The sequence below is a fragment of the Nocardia sp. CDC160 genome (assembly GCF_035818795.1).
In the GTDB taxonomy this organism is placed as follows: domain Bacteria; phylum Actinomycetota; class Actinomycetes; order Mycobacteriales; family Mycobacteriaceae; genus Nocardia.
Map to the genome: position 1 here is coordinate 124698 of NZ_JAYKYT010000001.1, position 23862 is coordinate 148559.

At 68.9% G+C, this 23862-nt stretch carries 21 protein-coding genes and 1 pseudogene; 12 read left to right on the plus strand and 10 right to left on the minus strand.

The features are described 5' to 3' along the window. Nucleotides 1-5 precede the first annotated feature (5 nt). Both VMT40_RS00625 and VMT40_RS00630 read left to right on the plus strand, forming a co-directional pair. On the plus strand, nt 6-776 hold the full coding sequence (locus VMT40_RS00625; RefSeq protein WP_326356033.1) for a DNA-formamidopyrimidine glycosylase family protein: 771 nt from the start codon (nt 6-8) through the stop codon (nt 774-776). A gap of 63 nt (nt 777-839) precedes the next feature. After that, nucleotides 840-1493: pseudogene (locus VMT40_RS00630) on the plus strand (NADPH-dependent F420 reductase); the annotation flags it as partial. 4 nt (nt 1494-1497) lie between these two features. On the opposite strand, the gene glpK reads toward VMT40_RS00630, so the two are convergent. Continuing rightward, complete coding sequence (gene glpK / locus VMT40_RS00635; protein WP_326356035.1) at nt 1498-2994, minus strand: glycerol kinase GlpK; 1497 nt, start codon at nt 2992-2994, stop codon at nt 1498-1500. Nucleotides 2995-3075: 81 nt separating this feature from the next. On the opposite strand from glpK, the gene glpD reads away from it, so the two are divergent. Further along, nucleotides 3076-4824 (plus strand): glycerol-3-phosphate dehydrogenase, encoded by a 1749-nt coding sequence (gene glpD, locus VMT40_RS00640; protein WP_326356036.1) that lies wholly within the window; start codon nt 3076-3078, stop codon nt 4822-4824. Nucleotides 4825-4840: 16 nt separating this feature from the next. On the opposite strand, the gene VMT40_RS00645 is transcribed toward glpD, so the two are convergent. The 4 genes from VMT40_RS00645 to VMT40_RS00660 form a co-directional block, all read right to left on the minus strand. Beyond that, the gene (locus VMT40_RS00645) at nt 4841-6031 is read right to left on the minus strand and encodes an aminotransferase-like domain-containing protein (protein WP_326356037.1); all 1191 of its coding nucleotides are present in this window, start codon (nt 6029-6031) and stop codon (nt 4841-4843) included. A gap of 265 nt (nt 6032-6296) precedes the next feature. Further along, nucleotides 6297-7619, minus strand: coding sequence for a hypothetical protein (locus VMT40_RS00650; RefSeq protein WP_326356038.1), 1323 nt, complete (start codon nt 7617-7619; stop codon nt 6297-6299). Between the two features lie 100 nt (nt 7620-7719). Continuing rightward, nucleotides 7720-8907 carry a hypothetical protein gene (locus VMT40_RS00655; RefSeq protein WP_326356039.1) on the minus strand — a complete coding sequence of 396 codons (1188 nt, stop codon included), beginning with the start codon at nt 8905-8907 and terminating at the stop codon, nt 7720-7722. Nucleotides 8908-9127: 220 nt separating this feature from the next. Further along, nucleotides 9128-10531 (minus strand): NAD(P)H-quinone dehydrogenase, encoded by a 1404-nt coding sequence (locus VMT40_RS00660; protein ID WP_326309324.1) that lies wholly within the window; start codon nt 10529-10531, stop codon nt 9128-9130. Nucleotides 10532-10835: 304 nt separating this feature from the next. Here VMT40_RS00660 and VMT40_RS00665 point away from each other — a divergent pair, with 304 nt between their 5' ends. Together VMT40_RS00665 and VMT40_RS00670 are read left to right on the plus strand one after the other, a co-directional pair. Continuing rightward, entirely contained in the window at nt 10836-11315 is a 480-nt protein-coding gene (locus VMT40_RS00665) for a gamma-glutamylcyclotransferase (protein ID WP_326356040.1), read from the plus strand. An 86-nt stretch (nt 11316-11401) separates the two neighbouring features. Further along, nucleotides 11402-11815, plus strand: a complete 414-nt coding sequence (locus tag VMT40_RS00670; protein WP_326356041.1) for a PPOX class F420-dependent oxidoreductase — start codon at nt 11402-11404, stop codon at nt 11813-11815. An 82-nt stretch (nt 11816-11897) separates the two neighbouring features. Here the strand turns inward: VMT40_RS00670 and VMT40_RS00675 are convergent, their stop codons facing one another. The 3 genes from VMT40_RS00675 to VMT40_RS00685 form a co-directional block, all read right to left on the minus strand. Further along, entirely contained in the window at nt 11898-13067 is a 1170-nt protein-coding gene (locus VMT40_RS00675; RefSeq protein WP_326357150.1) for a M20 family metallopeptidase, read from the minus strand. Between the two features lie 83 nt (nt 13068-13150). Next, a complete protein-coding gene (locus VMT40_RS00680) occupies nt 13151-14377 on the minus strand; it encodes a M20 family metallopeptidase (RefSeq protein ID WP_326356042.1) in 1227 nt (408 codons plus the stop codon). 289 nt (nt 14378-14666) lie between these two features. Next, nucleotides 14667-15371, minus strand: a complete 705-nt coding sequence (locus tag VMT40_RS00685) for an enoyl-CoA hydratase/isomerase family protein (protein ID WP_326356043.1) — start codon at nt 15369-15371, stop codon at nt 14667-14669. Between the two features lie 148 nt (nt 15372-15519). Here VMT40_RS00685 and VMT40_RS00690 point away from each other — a divergent pair, with 148 nt between their 5' ends. Together VMT40_RS00690 and VMT40_RS00695 are read left to right on the plus strand one after the other, a co-directional pair. Next, a complete protein-coding gene (locus VMT40_RS00690) occupies nt 15520-16323 on the plus strand; it encodes a purine-nucleoside phosphorylase (RefSeq protein ID WP_326356044.1) in 804 nt (267 codons plus the stop codon). 10 nt (nt 16324-16333) lie between these two features. Continuing rightward, nucleotides 16334-17839, plus strand: a complete 1506-nt coding sequence (locus VMT40_RS00695) for a phospho-sugar mutase (protein ID WP_326356045.1) — start codon at nt 16334-16336, stop codon at nt 17837-17839. A 49-nt stretch (nt 17840-17888) separates the two neighbouring features. Here the strand turns inward: VMT40_RS00695 and upp are convergent, their stop codons facing one another. Next, nucleotides 17889-18512, minus strand: coding sequence for a uracil phosphoribosyltransferase (gene upp, locus VMT40_RS00700; protein ID WP_326309332.1), 624 nt, complete (start codon nt 18510-18512; stop codon nt 17889-17891). Nucleotides 18513-18652: 140 nt separating this feature from the next. Here upp and VMT40_RS00705 point away from each other — a divergent pair, with 140 nt between their 5' ends. The 5 genes from VMT40_RS00705 to VMT40_RS00725 all read left to right on the plus strand — a co-directional run bounded on the left by VMT40_RS00705 (nt 18653) and on the right by VMT40_RS00725 (nt 22592). Continuing rightward, complete coding sequence (locus VMT40_RS00705) at nt 18653-18976, plus strand: type VII secretion target (protein WP_326356046.1); 324 nt, start codon at nt 18653-18655, stop codon at nt 18974-18976. A gap of 231 nt (nt 18977-19207) precedes the next feature. Then, nucleotides 19208-20446 carry a C40 family peptidase gene (locus tag VMT40_RS00710; protein WP_326356047.1) on the plus strand — a complete coding sequence of 413 codons (1239 nt, stop codon included), beginning with the start codon at nt 19208-19210 and terminating at the stop codon, nt 20444-20446. Between the two features lie 28 nt (nt 20447-20474). Then, on the plus strand, nt 20475-20849 hold the full coding sequence (locus tag VMT40_RS00715; protein ID WP_442789879.1) for a hypothetical protein: 375 nt from the start codon (nt 20475-20477) through the stop codon (nt 20847-20849). 55 nt (nt 20850-20904) lie between these two features. Beyond that, nucleotides 20905-21321: a YbaB/EbfC family nucleoid-associated protein gene (locus tag VMT40_RS00720; RefSeq protein ID WP_326356049.1), complete on the plus strand. Its 417-nt coding sequence runs from the start codon at nt 20905-20907 to the stop codon at nt 21319-21321. 26 nt (nt 21322-21347) lie between these two features. Further along, nucleotides 21348-22592: a primosomal protein gene (locus tag VMT40_RS00725; protein ID WP_326356050.1), complete on the plus strand. Its 1245-nt coding sequence runs from the start codon at nt 21348-21350 to the stop codon at nt 22590-22592. Nucleotides 22593-22652: 60 nt separating this feature from the next. Here the strand turns inward: VMT40_RS00725 and VMT40_RS00730 are convergent, their stop codons facing one another. After that, entirely contained in the window at nt 22653-23744 is a 1092-nt protein-coding gene (locus tag VMT40_RS00730; protein ID WP_326356051.1) for an adenosine deaminase, read from the minus strand. Between the last annotated feature and the right edge of the window lie 118 nt (nt 23745-23862).

Consider the following 23862-nt stretch of genomic DNA (forward strand, 5'->3'; position numbering starts at 1 on the left):
CGCCCATGCCTGAAGGCGACACCGTCTACCTGGCCGCCGCCCGCCTGCGCAAGGCGTTGGCGGGCAAGCCGCTCACCCGCAGTGATTTCCGGGTTCCGCGATACGCCACCCTCGACCTGAAGGGTCAGGAGATCGAGAGCGTCGGCACCTATGGCAAGCACCTGTTCGTTCGCACACCCGACCTGTCCATCCACACCCATCTCAAGATGGAGGGCGAGTGGCGGGTCTACCAACCCGGACAACGCTGGACCAAGCCGGGATTCACCGCGCGCCTGATCCTCGCGAACGACGAGGCCGAGGCGGTCGGCTTCGCCCTGGGCCTGGTCGAGGTCCTCCCCCGCCGCACCGAACACACCGCCACCGACCACCTGGGCCCCGACCTGCTCGGCCCGAATTGGGATGCCGCCGAAGCCGTCCGCCGCCTGTCCCGCGACGCGGCCCAGCCGATCGGCCTCGCCCTGCTGGACCAGACGAACCTCGCCGGCATCGGCAATATCTACCGCAGCGAAATCTGCTTCCTGCGGCGCGTTCACCCCGCCACCCTGGTCGGCGATGTCCCCGATCTTCCCGGCCTGGTGGACGAGGCCCACCGGGTCCTCACCAAGGCGGCCCACCAACCCCCGTGGCGCACACTGGCTTACGGCCGTCAACGCCGCCCGTGCCCGCGCTGCGGCACCAACCTGGTCGTCCATCTCCTGGGCGACGAAGCACACGCCACCCGAGCCGAGCGCGGCATCTACTTCTGCCCCCGCTGCCAAACACCGCCGGACCGCTGAAAATTTCACCCGACCGATACTTTTCGTCGGCAGCGAAATGCGTTCGCGCGCCGGTCATCCGGCCTTACTGTGATGAACATGAAAATCGGAATCCTGGGCACCGGATCGGTGGGGCGCACATTGTCGGCGCGGTTGGTGGAACTGGGACATGACGTGGTGATCGGCACGCGCGATGTCGCCGCCACCGAGGCACGCGCGGAGGAGCCCTTCCCCGCACCGCTGGCCACCGCGGCCGAGGCGGCCGCCGGGGCCGAACTCGTCATCAATGCCACCTCCGGGCAGGTCAGCGTCGCGGCGCTGGAAGGGGCGGGTGCGGAGAACTTGGCGGGCAAGGTCGTCATCGACATCTCCAACCCGCTGGACTTCTCGCAGGGCTTCCCGCCGTTCCTGTCCGTCTGCAATACCGATTCGGTCGGCGAGCAGGTGCAGCGCGCGTTCCCCGAAGCCCGCGTCGTGAAGACCCTCAACACCGTGACCGCTGCGGTCATGGCCCGCCCCGAGAACGTCGCGGGCGGCGACCACACCCTGTTCCTCTCCGGCAATGACGCCGACGCCAAGGCCACGGTCGCCGGGCTCCTGCGCGAATTCGGCTGGCGCGACATCGTCGACCTCGGCGACATCACCACCGCCCGCGGTACCGAAATGATGCTGCCCCTCTGGGTCCGCCTCATGAACGCCCTCGGCACCACCGAGTTCAACTACAAACTCGTCCGCTGAGCGGTCACGCCCAGTCGTAGGTGCGTTCGACCGCCTTGTTCCATTCGTGCATGAGGTGGTCGCGGTCGGCCGCGGACATGGCGGGTGTCCAGTGTTTGTCCTCGGCCCAGTTGGCGCGGATGTCGTCGGTGGAGGTCCAGTAGTCGACGGCCAGGCCCGCGGCGTACGCGGCGCCGAGGGCGGTGGTCTCGGTGACGACCGGGCGGACGACGGTGGCGTCGAGGATGTCGGATTGGAACTGCATGAGCAGTTCGTTGACGACCATGCCGCCGTCGACCTTGAGGGTCACCTTCTCGACGTCCAGGCGCTGGGCGTCGGCGTCGGCGCGCATGGCGTCGATGACCTCGCGGGTCTGGAATGCGGTGGCCTCCAACACGGCTCGGGCCAGGTGGCCCTTGTTGACGAAGCGGGTCAGGCCCGCGACGACACCGCGGGCGTCGGGACGCCAGCGCGGGGCGAACAGGCCGGAGAAGGCGGGGACCACGTAGCAGCCGCCATTGTCGGGGACCGTGCGGGCCAGGGGCTCGATCTCGTCGGCGGAGGAGATGAGGCCGAGATTGTCGCGCAGCCACTGCACCAGGGAGCCGGTGACGGCGATGGAGCCCTCGAGGGCGTAGACGGCGGGCTGGTCGCCGAGGCGGTAGCAGACGGTGGTGAGCAGGCCGTGCTCGCTGAACACCGGGGTGGTGCCGGTGTTCATGAGCATGAAATTGCCGGTGCCGTAGGTGTTCTTGGTGTCACCGGGCGAGAGGCAGGCCTGACCGAAGGTGGCGGCCTGCTGGTCGCCCAGGATGCCCGCGACGGGGACACCCGCCAGGGCGCCGGTGGTGATGTCGCCGTAAACCTCGGAGCTACTGCGGATTTCGGGCAGCATCGACATCGGTACGCCGAATTCGGCGCAGATCCGCGGATCCCATTGCAGTGTGCGCAGATCCATGAGCATGGTGCGCGAGGCATTGGTGACGTCGGTGATGTGCAGCCCGGTCAGCTTCCACAGCATCCAGCTGTCGATGGTGCCGAAGCACAGCTCACCGGCTTCGGCGCGTTCCCGCACACCCGGGACATTGTCGAGAATCCAGCGCAGTTTGGGTCCGGCGAAGTAGGTGGACAGTGGCAGGCCGGTGCGGTCGGCGTAGCGATTCGGTCCCTGGTCACCGGCGAGAACCTGGGTGAGCTCGGCGGTGCGGGTGTCCTGCCAGACAATGGCGTTGTACACCGGTTTGCCGGTGGCGCGGTCCCAGACGACGGTGGTCTCGCGCTGGTTGGTGACACCGGCCGCCGCCACCTCGGCGGGGCCGATGCCGCAGCCGCGCAGGGCCTGGGCGATCACCAATTCGGTATTGCGCCAGATGGATTCGGGATCGTGCTCGACCCAGCCGGGCCGCGGGAAGATCTGTTCGTGTTCACGCTGGGCGACTCCGGCGATTCGGCCCTGATGATCGAAGACGATGCAGCGACTCGAGGTCGTGCCCTGATCGATGGCGGCCACATAGCGACGCATCGATCGAGGCTAACCGACGCCACCCGTTAGTGTGGGTACCGTAGCTCTCGGTAGCCGGAAGTTAACCCGGAGGAGTCGAGCATGACGAACCAACCGCGATCGCAGTTCCTCGGGCCCGAACAGCGCGAAGCCGCGTGGGGTCGGCTCGGGAAGGAGACCTTCGACGTCATCGTGATCGGCGGTGGTGTGGTCGGCGCGGGTATCGCCCTGGACGCCGCGACCCGCGGCCTCGAGGTCGCCCTGGTGGAGGCCCGGGACCTGGCCTCGGGCACCTCTAGCCGGTCCTCGAAGATGTTCCACGGCGGCCTGCGCTACCTCGAGATGATGGAGTTCGGGCTGGTTCGCGAGGCCCTCAAGGAGCGTGAGCTGGCGTTGTCCACGCTGGCCCCGCATCTGGTGAAGCCGCTGAAGTTCCTCTACCCGCTCACCCACTACGGCTGGGAGCGGCCGTACGTCACCGCCGGTCTGGTGCTCTACGACACCATGGGCGGCGCGAAATCCGTTCCCGGACAGCATCATCTGACTCGGTCGGCGGCGCTGCGGCAGGCGCCCGGCCTCAAGCACAAGGCGCTCACGGGCGGGGTGAACTATTACGACACCGTGGTGGACGACGCCCGCCACACCATGACGGTGGCGCGCACGGCCGCGCACTACGGCGCGGTCATCCGGACCTCCACGCAGGTGGTCGGCTTCCTCAAGGAGGCGGGCCGGGTGGTCGGGGTCAAGGTGCGCGACAGCGAGGACGGGCGCACCACCGAGGTGCGCGGCAGCGTGGTCATCAATGCCACCGGTGTCTGGACCGATGAATTGCAGTCGCTCGCGCATCAACGCGGACGATTTCATGTGCGAGCGTCCAAGGGCGTGCACATCGTGGTCCCGCGCGACCGGATTGCCAGCGATACCTCGCTCATTCTGCGGACCGAGAAGTCGGTGCTGTTCGTCATCGCATGGAGCACCGACCACTGGATCATCGGCACCACCGACACCGACTGGAATCTCGACCTCGCGCATCCGGCCGCCACCAAGAACGACATCGACTACCTGCTCGAACACATCAACAAGGTGCTGGTCACCCCGCTCACCCACGACGACATCACCGGCGTCTACGCGGGCCTGCGCCCACTGCTGGCCGGGGAGAGCGATCAGACCTCCAAGCTCTCCCGCGAGCACGCCGTGGCCCGCATCGCACCCGGGCTGATCGCCATCGCGGGCGGCAAGTACACCACCTATCGCGTCATGGCCTACGACGCGGTCGACGAAGCGGCACAGGACATTCCGCGCCGGGTATCGCCGACCATCACCGAGAAGGTGCCGCTGCTCGGGGCCGACGGCTACTACGCGCTCATGAATCAGACTCCGCACCTGGCCGAGAAGTACGGCATCCACCCGTATCGAATTCAGCACCTGCTCAACCGGTATGGCTCGCTGATCGACGAGGTGCTGTCCTTGGCCGACGGCAAACCCGAGCTGCTGCAACCGATTACGGAATCGCCCGGGTATCTGCGGGTGGAAGCCGTCTACGCGGTCGCCGCGGAGGCCGCCCTGCACCTGGACGACATCCTGGCCCGCCGCACCCGCATCTCCATCGAATACGCCCACCGCGGTGTGGCTTCCGCCGACGAGGTGGCGCGTCTGGTGGCCCCGGTGCTGGGGTGGTCCGAGGCCGACATCGACCGCGAGGTCGCGGTCTACACCGCCCGGGTCAAGGCCGAGATCGAATCCCAGACCCAGCCCGACGACGCCTCGGCCGACGCCCTGCGCCTGGAGGCCCCGGACGCGCGGCGCGAGGTCCTCGACCCGGTCCCGATCACCCAGCCCGAATCCGTCTGACCGTCGCGGTCCGCGGTCACCCGTGGACCGCGGCGGCGTGGGCCTTGGCGAGGCGGGCGACCGCCTCGGTCAGGGTGGCCTCGTCGGAGGTGGTGAAGCACAGGCGCATGGCGTGGGTGTAGTCGGTGGAGACGGCGAAGGCGGCACCGGGGACGTAGGCGACGCCCGCGTCGAGGGCCTGCGGGAGGAGGGCCTGGGTGTCGGTGCCGTCGGTGAAGTCGGCCCAGACGAACATGCCGCCCGAGGCGTCGGTGGTGGTGACGCGGTCGCCGAAGGTGGCACGAACGGCGGCGACCAGGGATTTGGCGCGGGCGCCGTAGACCTGGCGGACCGAATCGATGTGGGCGGCAAGCCAGTCGGTGTCGGCGAGCAGGTCGGCGGTGATCTGCTGGGTGAGGGCGGAGCCGCACAGGTCGGCACCCTGCTTGAGGAGCTCGACGGCGCGGCAGACCTGGGTGGGGGCGATCATCCACCCGGCGCGCAGACTGGGGGCCAGGATCTTGGAGGCGCTGGAGAGGCGAATGACGTTGGGCGAGTAGGTCGCCACGGGAGCCGGGGCGGGTCGGTCGAACCAGAGTTCGCCGTACGGGTCGTCCTCGATGATCCAGAAGCCGTACTGTTCGGCGAGATTCGCCAACTCCCGACGGCGCGCGGGGGCCAGGGTGACGCCGCCGGGATTGTGGAAGTTGCTGACGGTGTGGACCACGGCGGGACGCTCACCGGCGGCGAGCAGCTCGCACAGGGCGTCCAGGCGCAAGCCGTCGGAATCCAAGGGCACGGCCACGATTCGCGCCCCGGCGGCCCGGAAGACCTGCAGCGCACCGACATACGCGGGATCCTCGACGACGACGAGCGCGCCCGGATCCAACAGCACCTCCGCCAGCAGCGAAAGCGCCTGCTGGGAGCCGTGGGTCACGAAGACCTCGTCGACGGGGACCGCGCGGCTGAGGCGGTCGGACTCGCGGGCGGCCAGCACCTCGCGCAGCGGACCCCACCCGGGGGACTCGGTGTACTGGAGCCGCGAGCGGTCGGACAGGGCCGCGTCGGCGGCCGCCGCGATGCGGTCGCGGGGCATGAGGGCGGCATCGGGCAAACCTCCGGCAAGGCCGATGATGTCCGCCCGCGCGGTGAGCTTGAGCAGGTCGCGGATCGCCGAGCTCCGCAGGCCGTCGAGACGCCGTGCGAGCGGCGGGAAATGCGCGGACATGGAACACCTCCGAGGGAACGCCGGGGTATGCGAAACTCCACCATGTCACACGGTTACCAGGATGTGAAATCCCTTTCCCAAAATATGAGACATCGACTCGGGAAGATGGCCAGTCCTTGGACACTGGACCTCTCGCCGCGTTCTCGGACATGGCACCATCGGCCCGCTCCTCGCGGCAGCGCACCATCCGCTCACTCCTCGGGGCAGCACACCGTCGCCCACTCCTCGGGCAGCGGACCTTCGCCCACTCCTGCGGCGGTGGCCCCTACGAGCGCTCCTCGATGGAATAGATCAGGTGCTTGCCGTCACGCTCCACGGCCGTGACCCGCTGCGCGTAGACCTGGGTGGTGCCGTCGGCGTGGTGTTCGGTGATGTCCACGTCGTAGGTCTCGAACACACCCGCCAGGGGCGGCGCGCCCGGCGCCGGGGCCGGTGCGGGCACGGGCGTGGGGCCGACGATCTGCAGGCAGTAGGTGGTGCCCGCCTTGAGATTGTCGATGCCCGACTGCTGGATGACCTGCGCCGGTGAGACGGTCGGCGAGTCCGGCGCGACGAAGCTGCGCGCCTTCTCGCCGCTGCGATCGACATAGAAGGCGTGCTGGAAGCCGAGGATCGCGTCCACGCCGCTGCCGGTGCCGCCCGCGCCATTGCCGATGGTGAGCTTGCCCTCGTGCCGCGCCGGACAACTCAGCGCCGCCGCGGTATTCGCGGCCTTGCCGGTGGTGGTGGCCCCGGCGGTCGGCTCCTCGTCGTGGCCGCCGCGCATGACCGCCACGACCACCAGGCCGATCACCGCCAGCAGCACCACCGCGCCGCCCCCGATGGCCCCGATCTTGCGCCAGGGCGTCCGCTGCTCCGGCTTGGCCTGCGGCACAGTCGTTTTCGGCTGCAGCGCCTTGACGATGGGATCGTCCGCCCAGGACAGCGACTCCTCCTGCGCCGCACCGGATTCGGAGGCGGGCGGCGCGGGCGGGAAGCCGCTGGGCGCGGACCGCCACCAGGAGTCGGGCGAGCCGCCCGCGGCACCGTTCTCGGTCGCGGGCGCGGTGCCGTCGGCTCCCGACGCGGTCTCCCCCGCCGAATTGCGTTCGGCGACCGCCTTATCCGACTCGGTGAGGCGCGTGGTCAGCCCCGGAGCGCCGGTGGCCGATTGCGGCCCGCCAGGAGGGATTTTGACGGTCTGTTCCACGTCCGGGGTACCCGGAACCTGCCCCGCACCCGGTACGGCCGGAAACTGGCCCGTGGTGGTGCCATTGCCACCCGTGGCCGTGCCATTGCCGCCCGGGTACTGGGCGGGGTACTGCCCGGTCGTGGGAGCCCACGAATCCGGGGCGCGATACTGCGGCGGGGGTGGCAGCACCGGCGCGTCGGCGGGTCGCCATGCCAGATCCGGACTCGGCGGCGCGGGCGCGGGCGCCCAGCCCGTGGCGGGAGCCGCGGGCGGGGGCGGCCCGAAATCATTGAGCGAGGGCCCGAAGTCGTTGAGGGACGGCCCGAAGTCGTTCAGCGAGGGCCCGAATTCGGACTCCGCCTGCTCGTTCGCCTCGGATTCGGGGCGGTCGGCTGATTCGTCCTTGCCGGAAACCATCACCCGTCCTTTCGCCACAGACGCGTGGGGCGGTCGCTCACGACCGCCCCACGCGACGACACATCTCCCACCGGCACCGTATCCGGTCCGTCAGGGACCGTCAGTACTGAACCGAACCGCCCACCTGCGCGGTCACACCGCCCACGTCGACCGAGGTCGAGGGCCGGTCACCCTCGGGCAGCTTACCAATCTGGGCCGCGGCCTCCAGGATGATGGCGCCGCCCGGCATCAGGCGAATGAAGTTCTCGGCGCTGGCCTTGGCGGCGTTGGCCGCGGTGGTGTCCAGCACGAACTCGGTCTTCTGGTCGTTGTCCGGGCCGCTGCCCGCGAAGGCCGTCACCTTGATCTGGTTGACCGTGGTGAAGTCCAGCGACATACCGGCCTCGCCCATGCCGCCCGGCGTGGTGTAGCCGATGGTGCCGACGTAGCCGTCCAGGTTGCTGAAGTGGTGGGTGTTGGCGGCCCAGCCGGGCAGCACCGCACCGCCGTCGAGGTTGACCCCGAGCTCGGTATGCGGACCGGTCATGGTCACCACCGGCGCGGCCGGGGCGGTGTCGACCGCGGGCGACTGCCAGCGCGGCTGCTGCGGCGTGGTGACCGTCGGCTGGCCGGTGATGGTGTCCACCGACGGATCCTGATCCTGCGGCGTGGTCACCGCGGGCTGCGCGCTCTGGTCGTTCGGCTTGGCGGGCTGGTTCTGACCGGGGGTGGTCTGGCCCGGCGTGGTCGCCTGATCCGGCTGTGGGGTGGTCACCGCGGGCTGGGCCTGGGTGTTCTGGCCCGGCACCGGCAGCGGCGCGACGCGCGGCACGGTCACACCCGGCTGCGACGGCTTGAGCGACTTCGGCTGCGCGGGCTGCGGATTGGTGCCCGCGGGCTGCGCGTTCTGGTCGTTCTTCGGCGCGTTCGGATCGGTGGGCTTCTGGGTGCCGTCCTGGGTGGCGCCCTGCGGCTGACCCGAATCCGGTTTGCCCACACCATTGTCCGGGGCGGGGGTGCTGGGCGTGGTCGGGCTGGTGACACCCGGCTGGCTCTGCTGCGGCTTGGTGGTCCCCGGCTGCGCGGTCTCCGGCTTGGGCGCGGGCACGACCTGCGCCTTCGGGTCGGGGGCCGGTGTCTCGGTGGTCGGCGGCACGGTGTTGTCGGGCTGCTGCTGGTCCGCCGGGACCGCGCCGGGATCGGCGGGTGCGGCGTTGGCGGGCGCGGACAGCAGCGACACCACGGCGGCCGCTCCGGCCAGCGTCAGGGAGGTGCTCGCCTTGATCCGACTCGGCTTGCGGTGCTTCACGTTTCGCTCAATTCCTTCGTCCCTCGGCGCACGATCGCTTCGTGGGCATCGAAGAGCCTCGTATCGGAGGGAATTGAGAACCTCCGACACGTAACACTCGCGACCGCCCTGCCGATCGCTTCCGCCGCGAACTTAATCACAAGGCGGACAAGGCAGCAAGACGGGCCGGTAACAATGGCCGATCTTGAAGCCTCGGGGAGCGTCGCGAAACGTGTTGGCGCTAGTCCAGATCGTCGTGGCGCATGAGCTGACGCGCCGCCTCGGTGACCGACCCCGTCAAGGAGGGGTACACCGAAAACGTCTGTGCCAGATCGTTCACCGTGAGGTTGTTCTGCACCGCGAGCGCGATGGGCAGGATCAGCTCGGACGCGATCGGCGCCACCACGACACCGCCGATGACCACACCGGTGGCCGGACGGCAGAAGATCTTCACGAAACCCCGTCGCAGGCCCGACATCTTGGCGCGCGGGTTGGTGTTCAGCGGCAGCATGACCGTGCGCGCGGGGACCTCACCATTGTCGATGGCGGTCTGCGAGACGCCGACGGTCGCGATCTCCGGGCGCGTGAACACCGCGGAGGCAACGGTCTTCAGCCGGATCGGCTGCACGCCCTCGCCGAGCGCGTGGTACATGGCGATGCGACCCTGCATGGCCGCCACCGAGGCCAGCGGCAGCAGGCCGGTGCAGTCGCCCGCGGCGTAGACGCCGGGCGCGGTGGTCCGCGAAACCCGGTCCACGCGCAGGTATCCGCCCTTGTCGAGTTCGATGCCGAGGCGTTCCAGGCCCAGCCCGTTGGTGTTCGGGATGGAACCGACGGTCATGAGGGCGTGGCTGCCGGTGACGGTGCGCCCGTCGGACAGCTTCACCACGACGCCCTCGGGGGTGCGCTCCACCGCGTCGGCGCGGGCGTGCTTGGCCAGCTCCACACCGCGCTCGGCGAGCGCGTCCTCGAGCACCAGCGCGGCGTCGGCGTCCTCGCGCGGCAGCACGCGGTCCTGGCTCGAGACCAATTTCACCTTCACGCCCATCTCGGTGTAGGCGGAGACGAATTCGGCGCCGGTCACACCGGAACCGACGACCACCAGGGTCTCGGGCAGTTCCTTGAGGTCATAGAGCTGGCGCCAGTTCAGGATTCGCTCGCCGTCCGGTTCCGCGCCGGGCAGCACGCGCGGGCTGGCGCCGGTGGCGATGAGCACCACCTCGGCCTCGATGACCCGCTGCTGGCCGTCGGAGAGCGTGGCCTTGACCAGGTGGGTGGCCAGGCCGGGGGCCTGGTCGATGAGTTCGCCGTAACCGGAGAGCACGGTCACGCCCGCGGTCTGCAGCTTGGCCTTGATATCGGAGGACTGGGCCTGGGCGAGGGCCTTCACACGGGAGTTGACCTCGGCCAGCCGCACCTGGGCCTGCGACGGGTGCACGGTGATGCCCAGGTCGCGGGCGCGACGCAGGTCGGTGCGCACGCCGGTGGAGGCGATGAAGGTCTTGGACGGCACGCAATCCCACAGCACGCACGCGCCGCCGATGCCGTCACTGTCGATCAGCGTGACCGGCGCCCCGTGCTGTGCCGCCACCAGCGCCGCTTCGTATCCGGCGGGGCCGCCACCGATGATCGCAATGCGGGTCATTGTTCCTCCGCGTTCAGTTCGGCCCCGGGATCTCCGATGCCGGTCCCTTACGTTATCCGCCCAGCTCCTTACATCTTTGACCGCATCCCAGGACAACTGTCCCACTGTGGCGCATCCCATTCGCACGGTTCGCCCGTCATGGCGGGAGAGTCGCGCGAACTTTCCATTGCCCCAGGACAAAACGGACTCGGGCCAGGCCGGGCACCGGTTCCGGCGACCGCGCGGCAATCGATCATGCGTCCACGAACCGCCTTGTGATCGGGATCGGGGATGGTCTCCCGTAATTGTTCGATAGGCTTCTATGGTGCCGATTTACGCCGCCTATGGGTCCAACATGGATCCCGAGCAGATGCTCAAGCGCTGTCCGCACTCCCCCGTGTACGGAACCGGCTGGCTGGAAGGGTGGCGACTCACCTTCGCCGGGGACGACATCGGCTGGGAGGGACCGCTGGCGACGGTGGTCGAAGAAGCCGGGCAACGGGTCTTCGTGGTGCTCTACGACGTTCCCAGCGAGGACGAGCTGAGTCTCGACCGCTGGGAGGGTTCGGACTTCGGCATCCACAAGAAGATCCGCCTGCGCGTCACCCCGAATTCCGGTCCCGGCAGCGAACCGGTGCTGGCCTGGCTCTACGTCCTGGACGCCTACGAGGGCGGACTGCCCTCCGCGCGCTACCTGGGCGTCATTGCCGACGCCGCCGAGAAGGCCGGTGCGCCAAGCGATTACGTGCACGCGCTACGCACCCGGAACAGCAAGAACGTGGGCCCGGGCACCTTCGGGCTGTAGCGCCCCGCCGCCGCGTGGAAGATTCCGCGCGGCGGTGCTGTTGCGGGACAGGAACGATCTTGTCGACCGCCTCCGAGAGGAACCCGATGCCCGCGACACCCGTGCCCGCCCCGATCGCCGAATTCCTGTCCCGCCCGAATCCGGCGGTCTTCGCCTCGAATCGCCCGGACGGCCAGCCGGTCTCGGTGGCCACCTGGTACCTGTACGAGAACGGGCGAATCCTGGTGAACCTGGCCGACTTCCGCAAGCGGCTGGACTATCTGCGCGCGGATCCGCGGATCACGCTGACCGTGCTGGGCTCCGACAACTGGTACAGCCACGTCAGCATCCAGGGCCGCGTCGTCTCGCTCGAGAACGATCCGGACTCCTCGGTCATCGATCGCCTGGCCCAGCACTACCTGGGCACCGATTACGCCGTCCGCGACCAGAAGCGCGTCTCGGCGTGGATCGAGATCGACCGGTGGCACGCCTGGGGCGATATCGCCAAGCAGGTTCAGTAGACACAGCCAAGCAGGCGCAGTAGACCCGAACACGAAGCCGGGCCGCACCTTTCGAGGTGCGGCCCGGCTTCGCTGTCGAGAGTCAGTGCCCGTTCAAAACGATGTTGGTGAACACCCGCACGCCCGCCGCCAGCGCGCGCTCGTCGATATCGAAGGTGGGCTGGTGCAGGTCGAGCTGCTCACCCTGCCCGGGCCAGACGCCCAGGCGAGCCATGGCCCCCGGCACCTCCTCGAGATACCAGGAGAAGTCCTCGCCGCCGCCGGACTGCGGAGTGTCGGCGAGCGCGTCGGGGCCCAGGCCGCGAATGGCCTGCTCGAACATGCGCACCGCCTGCTCGTCGTTGACGACCGGCGGCACGCCGCGCTTGTAGTTGAGCTGGTAGCGCACGCCGGTCGGGGCAAGCAGGCCCTCGACGATCTCGCGGACCATGGGCTCGAGCAGCGACCAGGTGGCGTGGTCGCCGGTGCGGACGGTGCCGGTGAGCATGCCGGTCTGCGGAATCGCGTTGGGCGCCTTGCCCGCCGAGACCGCGCCCCACACCATGACGGTGCTGGTCCGGGGATCGATGCGACGCGACAGCAGCCCGGGCAGGCCGGTGATGACCGTGCCGATGGCGTAGACCAGATCGCTGGTCAGGTGCGGCCGTGAAGTGTGGCCGCCGGGCGAGTCCAGTACCAGTTCGACGGTGTCGGCGGCCGAGGTGATCGCGCCGACTCTGATGCCGACCCGGCCCACCTCCAGTCTCGGGTCGCAGTGCAGCGCGAACATGCGCGAGACGTCTTCCATCGCACCCGCGGCGACCATGTCGATGGCGCCGCCGGGCATGACCTCCTCGGCGTGCTGGAACACCAGCCGCACGCCGACCAGCAGGTTCGGAATCTCGGCCAGCGCCAAAGCGGTGCCGAGCAGAATCGCGGTGTGCGCGTCGTGCCCGCAGGCGTGCGAGACGCCCGGCACGGTGGAGGCGAAGGGCAGGCCCGTGTATTCCTGCAGCGGCAGCGCGTCCATGTCGGCGCGCAGGCCGATGCGGTCGCCGTCGGGGCCGATGTCACAGATCAGGCCGGTGCCGCTCGGTAGTTTGCGCGGCTCGAGCCCGGCCTTGACCAGCCAGGACTCCACGAATTCGGTGGTGCCGAACTCGGTTCGGGAAAGCTCCGGGTTGGCGTGGATGTGGCGACGCCATGCCTTCAGGTCGTCCATGTGCTCCGCGAGCCAGGTCTCGACCACCGCGTGCCCGGTTACCGGTTCCATCGCGACGCTCGTGGTCGGCTGCGTCGTCACGCAGCCCGCCGCCACTGGTCCGTTGATACGCGCCGCGGACCGGCCGGTTGTGCTCACCGAATGTCCTCCTGTCGCTGAAACTGCCGTTGCATGACTCGTTCCGACAACCTGTCCCTGTGCACTTTGTCGCCCGCCATTTGTATCGCGGTGCGAGCCAACGCCGTTGCCCCGTCCAAGACCGCGCGGTCCGCCGAGGCGTTCACGGCGGCGGCCGCGAACGCGGGTTGGTGGGTCACCGCGCCCCCGGCATCGATGCCGATGACCGGGTGAATGCCCGCGATGACATTGGTGACATTGCCCATATCGGTGCTGCCCAGCGGCCGTGCCGCCTCGAATTCCGGGGCGATGGGCTCGCGTCCGAGGTCTCGGATCTGCTCGCGATAGGCACACAGTAGTGCGCCGTCGGGAGTGAGCTCGGTATATGTCGGCGCGAGCTTCCGGATTTCATGTGTGCATCCGGTCGCCAGGGCACCTGCCTCGAAACATGCCGATGCTCGTTGCATCAGATCGTCGAGGGCCGCGGAGTCGACCGCACGTAGGTAATACAGCAGTTCCGCGTGTCCGGGCACGATATTGGGGGCTACGCCGCCCGAGCCGACTATACCGTGGAGTTGCTGTCCGGGCAGCAAATGTTGCCGTAGCAAACCCAAAGCAACTTGAGCGACGGTGACGGCATCCAGGGCATTTCGCCCATAATGCGGCGCGGCGCTGGCATGCGCTTCCCGACCGTGGAAAACCACGGACAAATCCGCGAGCGCCAGGGAATGCGCTCCGGCGATATCCTCCGGGCCCGGATGCACCATCATGGCCATGGCGAGATCGTCGAAGACGCCGCGGTCGAGCATGAGCACCTTGCCGCCGCCGGACTCCTCGGCGGGCGTGCCCAGCACCTTCACGGTGATGTCGCAGGCATCGGCGACCGCGGCCAGGCCCAGGGCCGCGCCGACGCTGGAGGCGGCGATGATGTTGTGGCCGCAGGCATGGCCGATTTCCGGCAGCGCGTCGTATTCCGCGCAAATACCGACTATTAGGTCTCCACTGCCGTATTCGGCGGTGAATGCGGTCGGAAGATCCGCTACGCCCGTTTCGATCCGAAAGCCGCGTTCCCGCAATGGCTCGATTGTCTTTGCGACACTGCGGAATTCCTCGAACGCCAGCTCGGGCTCGGCGTGAATGTCGTGGGAGAGCGCGATCAATCGGTCGCGATGGGATGCGATGGCCGCGTCGACTTCGGCAATGAGGGTCGGATCCGCCGGTGCCGGGGCAGCATTCGGCGGCACGGCAGAGTCCACCTCATGCCGACCGATCGGTTTGCGAAGAGTGCGTTCATCGCCATTGCGCGACGGTTGCATTCCAACAGTCTCGCACTACCGTGCCGGTCTGTCGCAGTAGGTCCGCCGGAAATCTTTCGGCAGATCGCCATCTCGCCGAAGACGAGGGGATTTCTCAGGGGCAGCCCCTGAAACCCCAAAGGAAAAATGTCAGCGATTCGGGTTCGGGGGAACCCCAGCCCCAACCCTGCGAGGCTGCGTCCCCGAGACCACCGGGCGCGAGGACGCAGCCATCGAGCTAGGGGTTGAAGGCCAGGTTCTCCGGGGTGGTCGCTACGGCCAGACCGGCGAGGGCGTTCTGGTGCAGGGCGCGCTTGATGACCGGGAGGTTGGGCTTGCGGTTGCCCTTGAGCTGGTCGGCGCGGGCGATGGCGGTGGCGAGCAACGCGTCGGCATCCGCCTTGCCGTCCACGATGCCCGCGGCGATGGCGTCATCGGCGGCGTAGCGGCGGCCGGTGGTCATGGCCTCCACGGCGACCTGATTGGCCAGGCGATTGGTCAGCAGCGCGTTCATTGCGACGGTGAACGGCATGCCCAGGTGCACCTCGGGCAGGCACCAGAAGCCGCGGTCGGCGCGCATGATCCGGAAGTCGCAGGAGGTGGCGAGCATGGCCCCGGCCCCGAAGGCGTGGCCGTTCACCGCGGCGACGGTGGGCAGGCCGAAGGCCAGCAGGCGGCTGTAGAGCGAGTGCACGCGGTCGAGGTACCAGCAGTTCTTGTCGAAATTGCCGAACAGCCAATCGGTGTCGAGGCCATTGGAGAAGAACTTGCCGTTGGCGGTGACCACCAGCGCCGCCGGGCCCTCGGACGCCTCGACCTCGTCGAGCAGCGCGTGGACCTCGGTGATCCAGTCCGGGTGGAAACGGTTCTCGCTGTCGATGTCCTGTCCCTCGGTCCCGAGGTTCAGCACGAACACGTCCCCATCACGCTTCAAATACGGCATGCGTGCAGCGTAGCGGGGGCCCGAAGCGATACCTACTCATGGGTAGGGGTAACCGGTGGGACACGAGAAAGCAGGACAAAGCGCATGAAATCGGCAGGTCGTGAGCGTGCCCAGGCGCGCGTGATCGCTGAGGACTAGGGTGGGCGACATGCTGGCCGAGAAAACCACGGGCGGGGTTTCCGAACTAGCCGCCGAGGCGATCGCCGAACGTACGGGAGTGCAACAGCACCGGGTCGCCGTCGTGCTGGGATCGGGCTGGCAGGAGGCCGCCGCCGAAATCGGCGAACCGGCCACCTCCATCCCCATGGCCGAGGTGCCGGGCTTCGAATCGCCGACGGCACAGGGACATCAGGGCACCATTCACTCCGTCACCGTGGGTGACGCGCCGGTGCTGCTGCTCATGGGCCGCCAGCACCTCTACGAGGGCCACGCGCCGAGTCAGGTCGTCCACAATGTGCGCACCGCGCTAGCCGCGGGCGCGCGGACCGTGCTGCTCACCAATGCGGCGGGCGGGATTCGCGAAGACCTCTCCGTCGGCGAGCCGGTGCTGATCAGCGATCACCTCAATCTGACCGGGCGCACACCCCTCGAGGGTGCGAACTTCGTGGACCTGGTGGACGCCTGGGATCCCGAATTGCGGGCGCTGGCAAAGGAAATCGACCCGAGCCTCACCGAGGGCGTGTACGCGGGCCTGACCGGTCCGCAATACGAGACCCCCGCCGAGATCCGCATGCTGCGCACCATGGGCGCGGACCTGGTCGGCATGTCCACCGTGCTCGAGGCCATCGCCTGCCGCGAGGGCGGCGCGAAGGTGCTGGGCATCTCCCTGGTCACCAACCTGGCCGCCGGGGTCACCGGCGCGCACCTCTCGCACGCCGAGGTCCTGGCCGAAGGCCACGCCGCCGCACCGAGATTGGGCAAACTGCTGCGCGGCGTGCTGGAACGCCTCTAGGCGCGCGGCCGTGCTGCGCTTCGGCACCGCCGGGCTCCGCGGTCCCCTCCGCGACGGCCCGGACGGCATGAATGTGGACACCGTCGCCCGCGCCTCGGCGGGCGTCGCCGCCTGGCTGCGCGACCGCTGCCTGGGCGGCGGCCTGGTGATCGTCGGTCGCGACGCCCGCCACGGCTCGGCGGAATTCGCGCTCGCCACCGCGGAAGTCTTCGCGGCGGCGGGCTTCTCGGTCCTGGAACTGCCCCGCTCACTACCGACGCCGGTGCTGGCCTTCGCTGTGCGCGAGCTGAAAGCCGTTGCGGGCGTGCAGATCACGGCCTCCCACAATCCGGCCACCGACAACGGCTACAAGCTGTACCTCGACGGCGGCTCGCAACTCGTCCCGCCCGCCGACACCGAGATCGAGCGGTGCATCGACGCGGTCACGACGCCGATTCCGCGAAAACCGTTGGAAAACCTCGATATCGAGCGAGGCGAGGCCGTCGTTGCGGACTACCTGGAGCGCGTCATCCGGTTGCCGAGCCTGATCGGAGGCGACGGTCGGCGCGCGCCCATTCGGATCGCGCTGACCGCGATGCACGGTGTGGGCGGGGAATTGGCCGTGGCCGCGCTGCGGGGTGCGGGATTCGACGAAGTACTCGTGGTCACGGAGCAATTCGCGCCCGATCCCGATTTTCCGACCGTGGCTTTTCCGAATCCCGAGGAGCCCGGGGCCTCGGATCTGGTGCTGGACTTGGCCGAGCGGCTCGACTCCGATCTCGCCATCGCGCTCGACCCGGACGCGGATCGGTGTGCCATCGGGGTGCGCGGCCCGGACGGGTGGCGCATGCTGCGGGGCGATGAAACCGGGGTGCTGCTGGGCGATTTCGTGCTGCGAACGGCGGCGCCGGACTCACTGGTTGCCACCACCATCGTGTCGTCTCGGCTTCTGAGCAAGCTGGCCCCGGCGCGCGGGGCGCGGTACGCCGAGACGCTCACCGGGTTCAAATGGCTGGCGCGCGCGGGCGAGGGGCTGGTCTACGCCTACGAGGAAGCCATCGGACACTGCGTGGATCCGGCCGCGGTGCGCGACAAGGACGGGATCTCCGCGGCCGTCGCGGCGGCGGATCTGGTGGCACAGTTGAAGGCTCAGGGCCGGACCGTTCTCGATGTGCTCGACGATTACGCCGTCGAGTTCGGTCTGCACGCCGGAGACCAGATTTCCCTGCGCTTCCCGGACGTGAGCGAGGCGGAGGCGGTGGTGGCGCGGCTGCGCGAACTGCCGCCGACCGAGATCGCCGGAGAAGCGGTGAACTGCACCGACATGGCGCAGCTACGTGGCCACATGCGGACGGACGCACTGGTTTTCGAAGGATCGACGCTCCGGTTGGTGATCCGGCCGTCCGGTACCGAGCCGAAACTCAAGTGCTACGTGGAGACTTTCGTGCCGGTCGCCGATCGGGACGCGCTCCCGGCGGCGAAGGCCGCCGCGTCGCGACGGCTCGCCGAGATCCGGGAGTTCTGCGAGAAGCTCTGAATCGTCCGCGAGCAGCGCTCTATGGTCCGCGAGCAGCTCTGAAAGCCGTTCAGCGGGGACCGAATTGGCGGTCGCCCGCGTCGCCGAGACCGGGGACGATGTAGGCGTCGGAGTTGAGGCCGCGGTCCACCGAGGCGGTGACCAGGCGCACGGCATGGCCGGACTTCTCCAGCGCGGCAATGCCTTCCGGGGCGGCGACCACACACAGCACGGTGATGTCGCGGGCCTTGCGGGTGGCCAGCAGGTCCAGGGTGTAGACCATGGAGCCGCCGGTGGCGAGCATGGGGTCGAGCACGATGACCGGGGTGCTGGACAGGTCGTCGGGCAGCGATTCCATGTACGGGGTGGGCTGGTGGGTCTCCTCGTCGCGGGCCACGCCGACGAAGCCGATCCGGGCGTCCGGAATCAGGTTCTCGGCGGTCTCCACCATGCCCAGCCCGGCGCGCAGGACCGGAACCAGCAACGGCGGGGCATTCAGGCGGGTGCCCTCGGCCGCGGCGACCGGCGTGGCGATGGGGAAACGCTCGACCGGGGCGTCCCGCATGGCCTCATAGACCAGGATCCCGGTCAGGTCGCGCAGCGCCGCCCGGAATGTCGGATTGGTGGTGCGGGCATCTCGCATGGTGGTCAGCAAAGCGGCAGCGAGCGGATGGTCCACGACGAGAGTGCGCATACGAAAACCATAAGTCAGCACGGACGTCCAAGATCCCCGCCCGCCGGAATTCTTCCTCCCCCGGAACCATCCCCCGCCCCCGCACGTCCAACCCCGTACAACCCGAAACCACCCCGCGACCGGCATGAAGGGGGCATTTCATGCACCGCCTCACCATCCACCCCGAGGGCCTCGCCACTTATGCGGCCACCACGACCACCCTCGCCGCGGATGTAGCCGCCATCACCACCCGAGCCGCCACCGCCACCCCCGACCTACTCGCCCCCGCCCTCGGCCTCATCGCCGCGGACTTCCTCACCGCCTACGCGTCCGCCCACGCCACCCACCTCGCCACGCTCGCCGACTTGTCGGCCGTTTTCGCAAGCCTGAGCGCCGCAACGGGCAACGCAGCTTCGACCTTCGTCACGCACGACAGGTCCTACGCCACCGCGCTGCTCGCGACCGCCCCGGAGCTGAGCGCATGACCACCGACCGCGCCCGCCGATCTCGCCATTCCGGCTTGCTCTCGGCCGGGCTCCGCCATACCCCGCTGCGGGGCTGCCGACACGGATCGCGGCCGGAAGCGCGCCGGGATGAGGGTGACGACCCGAAGCGTGTGAGAACGGCGTTGCCGCGCACCGGAACTCGCGGCGAGGCCGACCGATGAGCGCGGCACCGACCGGAATCGGCGTGAACGCGCGCTCGCGGAGGCGTGCATGCGCGGCCTCGGACCGGAACAGGCCGCGCGGCACGGGTATTCGGGCGGGGGTGCGGCAATGAGCGGGGACCTCGCGGTTTCCGCGCTGGCTGAGCCGATCATCGAACTGCTGGCGAGCTTCGGGTCCGGCGGAGCGGGGGCCGCTTCCGGCACGCTGCGGGAGGCCTCGGCGGGGGTCGACGAGATTCATGCGGCGAGTCGGGCGAGTGTGGATCGGATGTACGACTCGTGGCGGGGGCGGGCTGGGGATGCGGCCATGGATGCCGCGCTGCGTGGACAGACCACGGCCGCAATGGCTTCCGAACGCGGGCGGGAGATGGCGGAGATCGTGGAGCGGGTGGAGGGGGAGGTGGTGGCGGGGCGGGAGGAGTTGGTCGAGATTCTGCGGTCGTTCACCGCCGAGGTGGACGCGCTCGGGACGGCCGGGGTGTCCGCCGGTGGGGTTGCCGCACTTGTCGAGTCGGCCATCGATCACATCGGACGGGCGGTGCGGGTGGTGGAGCGGGTGCGGGCCGAGTTGGACGGGGAGACGGCCGCGATGAACGAATTGGTCTCGCGCACGCCCGCTCCCGCGCAGGTGCGGCCCGCGTCGGTCGAATCGGGCGTGCCGGTCGAGTCCGGTGCGGCGGTTGTTCCCGCCGCGGTGAGCACCCCAACCGAGGAGGGCGTGCGCCAGGTCGGCACGACCATCGCGGCTGCCGGGGGCACGCTCGCGAATGGGGCCGCACTGCTCGGAACCGGATTGTCACCGGGCGGGTTGCGCACCACGCCCGCATCGGTGACGACTCCGAAGACGCCTGACCGCGACCATGATTCGACCGTCACCAGACCGCAGGACGGTGGGGTGCGGCTGACGCTGCCGGACGGGAGCACCGTCGAGGCCCCGAATCAGCGGGCGGCGGATGCGGTTCGGAATGCGTTGAGCCAGGTGGGGACGCCGTATGTGTGGGGCGGGGAGGCGCCCGGGGTGGGGATGGACTGCAGCGGTCTGACACAGTGGGCGTATGCGCAGGCCGGTGTCTCGCTGCCGCGGCTGGCGCAGGAGCAGGGGTACGGCCACCAGCGGGTCGGTCCAGGGGACTTGATGCCCGGCGATCTGGCGGTGTGGGACGGGCACGTCGCCATGGTGATCGGCAATGGCGAGTTGGTGGAGGCGGGTGATCCCGTCCAGGTCGGACCGATACGCACACAGAACAGCGGGATGCGGTTCCTCGGCTTCTATCGGCCGACCGCGTGAGCACACCGGATCTTCGAGAGGAGACACGATGACCCGAGCAGAGTGGCCAGAGGGGACCCGACCAGAGCGGCCGGAGGTGCCGACGGTGACCACCGCGGCGAGCGCCAATCGATCCGGCACCATCACCGTGCGCGCCACCGATCAGGGCATACCGGTGGAGATCCAGTTCGAGCGCGGCGAATACCGCTACGGCGCACAGGCTCTCGCGGACGAGATCCTGCGCCTGACCAAGCGTTCGGCCATCGTGGCCCGGTCCCGGCGGCGCGAGCAACTGGCCGAGGCGGGCGTGCCGGACACCATGCTGGACCGGCTGGGCCTGCCCACCCGGCAGGCCGCGGTGGACGAACTGGATCGGCTGGACGACGCCGACACCGGACAGACCAGTTGGACGCGGCGATCGTGAACGGTTGGGACACCGCCGCATGGGTACCCCGAGCGCGGGCCGGAAGGAGCTCACGATGAGTGCGGAGATGGACGCTCTGCTCGACCGCGTGAACCAGCAGTTGGAGACACTGGAGGCGACCCTGCACGGCTTGGCGCAGGTGCGGGCGCGGTTCACGGCGGAGGATCGGTCGGTCACCGCGGAGGTGGACGCCGACGGCGCGCTGACCGGGCTATGGCTGGCCGAATCGGTGACCACCCGCTCCCCCTCGGAAGTGTCGCGGTTGATTCTGTGGGCCTGTCAGCAGGCGGCCCTGGAGGCGACCGCGCAACGCTCCCGGATCATCGCCCGACTCAATGACTCCATCCGCCCCAGCGGAGACGACTCGATCCGCCCCAGCGGAGACGACTCCATCCGCGCCAGCGGAGACGACTCGATCGGTGCGCGCGGAGACATTTCGGGCCATGTTGGGGGCAGCCCGGATAGTGCCTGACGCAACGACTGGATAGGCTTCCCGTCATGGCTTCTGGAGACATCGTCCCGATCGCGCTCGGCCTGACCAAAGGCGATCTTGTCACCCTCTGGGCACCCCGCTGGCGAGACGGTGACGATGAGTGGCAGGCATTCCTCGGACACGAGGAAGACCTCTACGGTTTCGAGTCCGTCGCGGAGCTGGCGGCGTTCATTCGCACCAACTCCGACAACGATCTGGTGGATCATCCGGCCTGGAAGATCATTGCCGGATTGTCGGCGGCCGAACTGGAACCGGAGGACCAGTACTCCTTCGATCTGGTCGGCGTGCCCGAGCTCGCGGCCGACGACCCGGATCCGGAGGTCGTCTCCGAGCTCGAGGAGACCCTCGAGATGGTCCGCAATCTGGGCGACGTGTGCGAACTCGACACCGTCACCAAGTTCTTCGGCTCGCATCCGGTGCTCGGCGCGCTGCCCGGCGGCGTGAGCGCCTTCGAGGGGCGCGAGGGCGAGGAGCTGTGGGACCAGATCGGCGCGGCCATCGCCAAGGACTGGGAAGCGGTGCTCGACTCCATCGACTCGGTGGTGACGATTCCGGAGGTGGACGCCGACGCGGTCTCGGTCGCGGAGGCGGAACTGCTTGCGGCGCAGGAGAACATCGTCGACGCCGAGGACGCGGCCGAGAGCGATGACGACGAGATCGAGCCCGTCGATCTGGACGAGGACGACGAAGACGACGAGGAGCTCTCGTTCTGGCACGAGGTCGGCATCGACCCGGTGCAGATCGTGACCTCCGAGGGCACCTTCTTCACGCTGCGCTGCTACGTCGACGACGAGCCCATCTTCCTGGGCAAGGACGGCACGATCACGGTCTTCGGTTCCGAGCGCGCGCTGGCCCGCTACCTGGCCGACGACCACGACCACGATCTGGCCCGGGTGAGCACCTACGGCGAGGTGCAGACCGCCGCCGTGGACGGCTCGCTGGATGTCGAGGTGGACGAGGAGAACATCTACGTCCTGCCCGGCCTGGCCGAGGATCTGGCCGCCGGTCCCAAGGCGGTCGACACCGATCAGCTCGATCTGGCGGTCGAATTGTTCACCGACGCGGCCGATTACGCCGAGGACGAGTCGGTCGAGGCCGCGCTCGCGGTCTCCACTCCCCTGGGCTGGTACGTCTCCTACCTGCTCAACCCGGATCCGACCCGTCTGGCCCCGAACCCGCCGTTCGAGGCCGAGGCGGAAGCCTGGAAGGCGCTCGAGGCGGCCTTCGAGGCTCGGCTCCAAAAAGCCTGACCCGAAACCCGATTCGGGCCGCACCTACCCGGTGCGGCCCGAATTGTTTTCCGGGGCAACCTATCCCAGCAGCACCGCGTAGCCCGGCTTGATCACCTCGTCGATCAGGCGCAGCCGTTCCGGGAACGGGATGAACGCGGACTTCATGGCATTGATGGTGAAGCGCTCCAGATCGCTCCAGCCGTACCCGAAGGTCTCGGAGAGCTTGAGCATCTCCTTGCTCATGGTGGTGTCGCTCATCAACCGGTTGTCGGTGTTCACGGTGACGCGGAAGCGCAGCCGGGCCAGCACGTCGAAGGGGTGCTTGTCGAGCGAGGGCACCGCACCGGTCTGCACGTTCGAGGACGGACACAGCTCGAGCGGAATTCGCATGTCCCGCACGTAGTTCGCGACCACCCCGAGCTTGGGTCCGTCGGCGGAGTCGGTGATGTCGTCGGTGATGCGCACGCCGTGGCCGAGGCGTTCGCAGCCGCAGAAGGCGACGGCCTCGTGGATGGACGGCAGCCCGAAGGCCTCGCCCGCGTGAATCGTGAAGTGCGCCAGGTTGGCTCGCATGTAGTCGAAGGCGTCCAGGTGTCGCGACGGCGGGTAGCCCGCCTCTGCGCCCGCGATGTCGAAGCCGCCGACCCCGCGGTCGCGCCAGCGCACGGTGAGTTCGGCGATCTCGCGGGAGCGGGCCGCGTGCCGCATGGCCGTCAGCAGGCAGACCATCCGGATGGGGTTTCCGGCGGCGGCCGCGGCGGCCTCGCCCTCCCGGAATCCGGCGATGGTGTGCTCGACCACCTCGTCGAGGGTGAGCCCGTTCTCGAGATGCTGTTCGGGGGCGAAGCGCACCTCGGCGTAGACGACGCCGTCGGCGGCGAGGTCCTCGGCGCATTCGCGGGCCACCCGGCGCAGTCCCTCGGGGGTCTGCATGACGGCGACGGTGTGGGCGAAGGTTTCCAGATAGCGTTCCAGGGATCCGCTGTCGGCCGCGTCGCGGAACCAGGTGCCCAGTGCTTCGGCATCGCCTGCCGGTAGCTGGTCGTAACCGCATTCCCGGGCGAGCTCCAGCACCGTCGCGGGTCGCAGCCCGCCGTCCAGGTGATCGTGCAGGACCGCCTTCGGAGCCTGGCGGATCGAAGCGAGAGTAAGAGGCGTCGGTCCAGTCATGAAGCCACGTTAGCCGCATTCCCGTTCTGCGGCAGGGCTGTTGATGTGAGTCACCCGACAGTTCGGCATGTCGTTGCCCTCACGTTGCTGACCGGTAGGTTTCCTTCACCTCGGCGGC